General features: G+C 72.1%; 4 protein-coding genes and 1 pseudogene. 2 read left to right on the forward strand and 3 right to left on the reverse strand.

Features of this window, described 5'->3' with window-relative positions:
* The first annotated feature begins 254 nt into the window (after window positions 1-254).
* Window positions 255-1,505: an MFS transporter gene (locus tag HF519_RS29325; RefSeq protein WP_211170757.1), complete on the forward strand. Its 1,251-nt coding sequence runs from the start codon at window positions 255-257 to the stop codon at window positions 1,503-1,505.
* Here the strand turns inward: HF519_RS29325 and HF519_RS29330 are convergent.
* Window positions 1,447-1,875: an AMP-binding enzyme gene (locus HF519_RS29330; RefSeq protein WP_312860424.1), complete on the reverse strand. Its 429-nt coding sequence runs from the start codon at window positions 1,873-1,875 to the stop codon at window positions 1,447-1,449. The two genes, HF519_RS29325 and HF519_RS29330, sit on opposite strands and share 59 nt — an antisense overlap.
* Window positions 1,876-1,901: 26 nt before the next feature.
* Window positions 1,902-2,006 (reverse strand): annotated as a pseudogene (locus HF519_RS33140) (hypothetical protein); the annotation flags it as partial.
* Between the two features lie 232 nt (window positions 2,007-2,238).
* Here HF519_RS33140 and HF519_RS33145 point away from each other — a divergent pair.
* Entirely contained in the window at window positions 2,239-2,997 is a 759-nt protein-coding gene (locus HF519_RS33145) for a sigma 54 modulation/S30EA ribosomal C-terminal domain-containing protein (RefSeq protein ID WP_169416215.1), read from the forward strand.
* Between the two features lie 21 nt (window positions 2,998-3,018).
* Here HF519_RS33145 and ctaD read toward each other — a convergent pair whose 3' ends face one another.
* Complete coding sequence (gene ctaD, locus HF519_RS29340) at window positions 3,019-4,773, reverse strand: aa3-type cytochrome oxidase subunit I (protein ID WP_169416216.1); 1,755 nt, start codon at window positions 4,771-4,773, stop codon at window positions 3,019-3,021.
* Window positions 4,774-4,968 lie beyond the last annotated feature (195 nt).

The raw sequence follows: 4,968 nt of genomic DNA on the forward strand, positions 1-4,968 counted from the left end.
GATGGGTGCGGGCCGCACGGCGGTCATGGGCTGCTCCTGCACGGACGGGACGGCGGTGGCATGCGGGCGTACCCGTCAGCGCCCGCCCCGAACGTCGGATGTGGCCGCCGGCGCCGGAGGCGACCTTCCTCACCGCGTGCTGCGGCGCGCCCGGCGGGCGGTGAAGATGAGCCGGTGACAGGCGCGCCGACGACGGCCTTACCGGTACCGGCACCGGTGCCGGCCCGGCTCCTCCCGACCGGCCCCGGCCCCCGGTGAGCGGCCTTCGCGTCCGCGCCCGCCCGGCCACGACGTCGGCCCTGCTCGTCCTCGCGATCCTGTTGTTCGCGCTCAACCTGCGCGGGCCGATCGTCGCCATCTCACCGGTGCTCGATGCGATCACCGCCGATCTGGGCATCGGGGCGGGTACGGCCGGACTGCTGACCAGCCTGCCGGTCCTGTGCTTCGGCGTCGCGACCCCGCTGGCGGCCTGGCTGCTCGGACGCACCGGACTCGAGCGCGGTGTGCTGCTCGCACTCGCCGGGGTGCTCGCGGGCACCGTGGTCCGGTCCGCCGACGGCGTGCCGGCCGCGCTGGCCGGCACCCTCGTCCTCGGTATCGCGATCACCATCGGCAACGTGGCCGTGCCCGTGGTGATCGGCCGCGACCTCCCGCACCGCGCCGGCGCCGTCCTCGGCGCCTACACCGCGGCGCTCAACGTCGGCTCGATGCTCACGCTGTCGCTGACGGTACCGATCGCCGGTGCGGTGGGCTGGCGGGTGGCACTCGTGACCTGGGGCGCGCTGGTGCTGATCGCGTCCGCCGTGTGGTGGTGCGCGACACGGAGCCGGACCACGCAGGACCCTGCTCCGGTCACCGGCGACCCACCCGACCTCGCCGACCGCACGTCCGTGTGGTGGCGCCGGCCGGTCGTGTGGGGGCTGACCATCGCGTTCTCCGGCCAGGCGTTCGCCTACTACGGGGTGACGGCGTGGCTGCCGCTGCTGCTGCGCGACGAGCGCGGTCTGAGCGAGAGCGCCGCGGGGCTCAGCTCGTCGATCTTCCAGGTCGCGGGGATCGTCGGCGCGTTCGGCGTGCCCCTGCTGCTGCGGCTGTGCTCCGGGCCGCGTCCGGTCCTGCTGATGGTGTGCGCGGCGTGGACCACCCTGCCGCTCGGCCTGCTGCTCGCGCCGCGGTGGTGGCCGCTGTGGTGCGCGCTGGGTGGGGCGGCCCAGGGCGGCGGACTCACGGTGATCTTCTCGATGATCGTCCAGCGCGCCCGCAGCCTGGCCGAGAACCGCCGGATGTCCGCACTGGTGCAGGGCGGCGGGTACATGGTCGCCGCGGCCGGGCCGACCGTCCTCGGTGCCGTCCGGGAGGCCACCGGCGGGTGGACGGCGCCCCTGCTGGTGATCCTCGGGGCGATCACGCTGCTCACGATCGCCGGGACGCTCTCGGCCCGCCGCCCTACCGCAGCAGCCGGCGCAGGATCTTCCCGCTCGGCGACTTCGGGACCGCCTCGATGAACTCCACGCTGCGCACCTTCTTGTAGGGCGCCACCCGCTGGGCCACCCAGTCCATCAGCGCACCGGCATCGAGCGGCCGCGCGGCCACCACGAACGCCTTCGGCGCCTCCCCGCCCTCGAGGTGCGGGATGCCGACGACCGCGGCGCCGAGCACGTCGGGGTGGGTGAGCAGCACGGACTCCAGCTCGGCGGGTGCCACCTGGTAGCCCTTGTACTTGATCAGCTCCTTGAGCCGGTCGACGATCCAGAAGATCCCGTCGTCGTCGACGCGGACGAGGTCGCCCGTGCGCAGCCAGCCGTCGACGACGGTCGCGGCGGTGGCGTCCGGATCGTCCAGGTACCCGCCATCACCTGCGGTCCGCGCACCCACAGCTCACCGGTGGCGCGCGGCCCGGCGTCGGCCCCGGTCTCCGGGTCGACGAGCCGGGCCTCGGTGTTGGCAACCAGCCGGCCCACCGACCCGGCCGGGCCGGTCCTGCCCGCCGGCACCCCGGCAGGCATGCTCCGGGACCATCGTCCCGCGGTGCCGGGCCCTCCGCCGCTGCCGCGCCGGGGACCCGGGCCGGAGGCTGCGGTGCGGTCTCGACTGGACCTCGACGCGAGCCCGAAGCCCGCGGTGCCCGCCCGTCGCCGTCGTCACCGGCCCGCCGCGTGACGGCGCACGAGTGGTCGGGGCCTGGGCGAGCGCCCGAGTGCAGATGCACACCGGGTCGACGCGCGGAAGGGGCGAGACGTGAGGCGAGCACAGGAGACCACCGCGAGCGTCCCGGTCGTCGAGACCGCCGGGTACGGGGACCTTCCCACCGGGGCGCTCGGGTACCTGCGGCGCAAGATCGTCGCGCTGCTGCGGCTGGTCCCCGAGCCCGTGCCGGGCGTGCGGATCCGGCTCACCCGGCTGACCGACCCGACCGTGACGCCGCCGGTGATCGCGCAGGCCAACGTCGACCTGGGCGATCGCATCCTGCGGGTGCAGGTCACCGCGGACACCGCGGGCGAGGCCGCCGACCTGCTGGCCGCGCGGTTGCGGCCCCGGCTGGAACGGGCCGCCGCGCGCCATTCGCCACGGCGCCGGGCCGCGGAACCGTCCGCCGGCGCGGCCGCGCCGGCCGGGACGGCACCGGTCCTGCGGCGCAAGTCCTACACCCTCGCCCGCCGCACGGTCGACGAGGCGCTCGCCGAGATGGACGAGCTGGACTACGACTTCCACCTGTTCACCGAGGTGGGCAGCGGCCAGGACTGCGTGCTCTATCACGACGTGGCCGGGCCCCGGCTCGCACAGCTGCACCCGCAGCCGGACCGGATCGCCCCGCACATCGCTGCGGTGTCCGTCAGCAGCCATCCCGCACCTGTGCTCAGCCTCGAGCAGGCCTCGCACCGGCTGGCGCTCTCGGGCCTGCCGTTCCTGTTCTACCGCGACCGGGAGACCGACCGGGGTCACCTGCTGTACCGCCGCTATGACGGCAACTGCGGGGTCGTGACGCCGGCGGGGTGAGCACCGGCGTCCTGAGTGCTGTCAGCGGGACTTCGGATCGGAGCCGGACATCTGCTCGCGACCCACGGACTGGGCCGCGACCTCGGACGGTGCCGCGGTCCCTCCGGCGTGCGCCTCCGCGCGGGCCCGGGCCGCGATGTGCGGATAGTGCAGGTCGAACGCCGGTCGCTCGGAACGGATGCGCGGCAGCTCGGTGAAGTTGTGCCGCGGCGGAGGGCAGGACGTGGCCCACTCCAGCGAGTTGCCGAAGCCCCACGGGTCGTCGACGGTGACGATCCGGCCGTAGCGGTAGCTGTGCGCGACGTTCCAGATGAACGGCAGCACCGATGCACCCAGCACGAACGCACCGATCGAGGAGATCGCGTTCAGCGTGGTGAAACCGTCGGTCGGCAGGTAGTCCACGTACCGCCGTGGCATGCCCTCGTTACCCAGCCAGTGCTGCAGCAGGAACGTCATGTGGAAGCCGATGAACGTGGTCCAGAAGTGGAACTTGCCCAGCGTCTCGTCCATCATCCGGCCGGTCATCTTCGGGAACCAGAAGTAGATGCCGCCGTAGGTGGCGAACACGATCGTCCCGAACAGCACGTAGTGGAAGTGCGCGACCACGAAGTACGAGTCCGAGACGTGGAAGTCCAGCGGCGGGGACGCCAGCAGGACACCGGTGAGGCCACCGAACAGGAACGTGACCAGGAAGCCGAGGGCGAACAGCATCGGCGTCTCGAAGGTGAGTTTCCCCTTCCACATGGTGCCGATCCAGTTGACGAACTTGATCCCGGTGGGCACGGCGATGAGGAACGTGGTCAGTGAGAAGAACGCCAGCAGCACCGCGCCGGTGGCGTACATGTGGTGCGCCCACACGGCCATCGAGAGCATCGCGATCGCGATGGTGGCGAAGACCATCCCCTTGTAGCCGAACAGCGGGCGCCGGCTGAACACCGGGACGATCTCGGAGATGATCCCGAAGAACGGCAGCGCCACGATGTAGACCTCGGGGTGGCCGAAGAACCAGAACAGGTGCTGCCAGAGGATGGCCCCGCCGTTGGCCGGGTCGAAGGAGTGCGCGCCGAAGTGCCGGTCGGCCAGCAGCGCCAGCAGCGCGGCGGCCAGGATCGGGAAGGCCATCAGGACGAGCAGGCTCGTCACGAACAGCGTCCAGGTGAACAGCGGCATCCGGAACATCGTCATCCCGGGGCCGCGCATGCAGACGACCGTCGTCACGAAGTTGACGCCGCTGAGGATCGTGCCCAGACCCGAGATGACCAGGCCGATGATCCAGAGGTCGGCGCCGGCGCCCGGGGAGTGCGCGACGCCCGAGAGCGGGGCGTAGGCGAACCAGCCGAAGTCGGCGGCCCCGCCCGGGGTGAGGAACCCGGTGAGCAGGATCAGCCCGCCGAACAGGAACAGCCAGTACGACAGCGCGTTCAGCCGCGGGAACGCGACGTCGGGGGCGCCGATCTGCAGGGGCAGCACCAGGTTGGCGAACGCGAACGCCATCGGCGTCGCGTAGAGCAGCAGCATGATCGCGCCGTGCATGGTGAACAACTGGTTGTACTGCTCGGGGGACAGGAACTGCAGGCCCGGGCGGGCGAGCTCGCCCCGCATCAGCATCGCCATCATGCCGCCGGCCAGGAAGAACCCCATCGCCGTGACGACGTAGAGGACGCCGATCTGCTTGTGATCGGTCGTCCGCAGCATCTCGGCCAGCCGCGAGCCCTTCGGCGGGCGCTGAGGCGGGAACGGGTGGGCGACGATCACCCGCGGAGCCGTGGCCGTCATCGCGACCTCCTCGTCGAGACGCCGTGGTGCTGGCGGACGGTAGGGCGGACATGCCGCAACCGGTAGGGACCTTCGTCCCGGTATCGCCCCGCCCCCCACAGCCTGATCAAGGGCAGAGGGGGGCTAGTCGATCTTCATGAACCCCCGTCTGCCCTTGATCGCCGGCTTGGGGGTGGGCGGGGGTGTCGCTGATAC

The organism is Pseudonocardia bannensis, assembly GCF_012911875.1.
GTDB lineage: Bacteria > Actinomycetota > Actinomycetes > Mycobacteriales > Pseudonocardiaceae > Pseudonocardia > Pseudonocardia bannensis.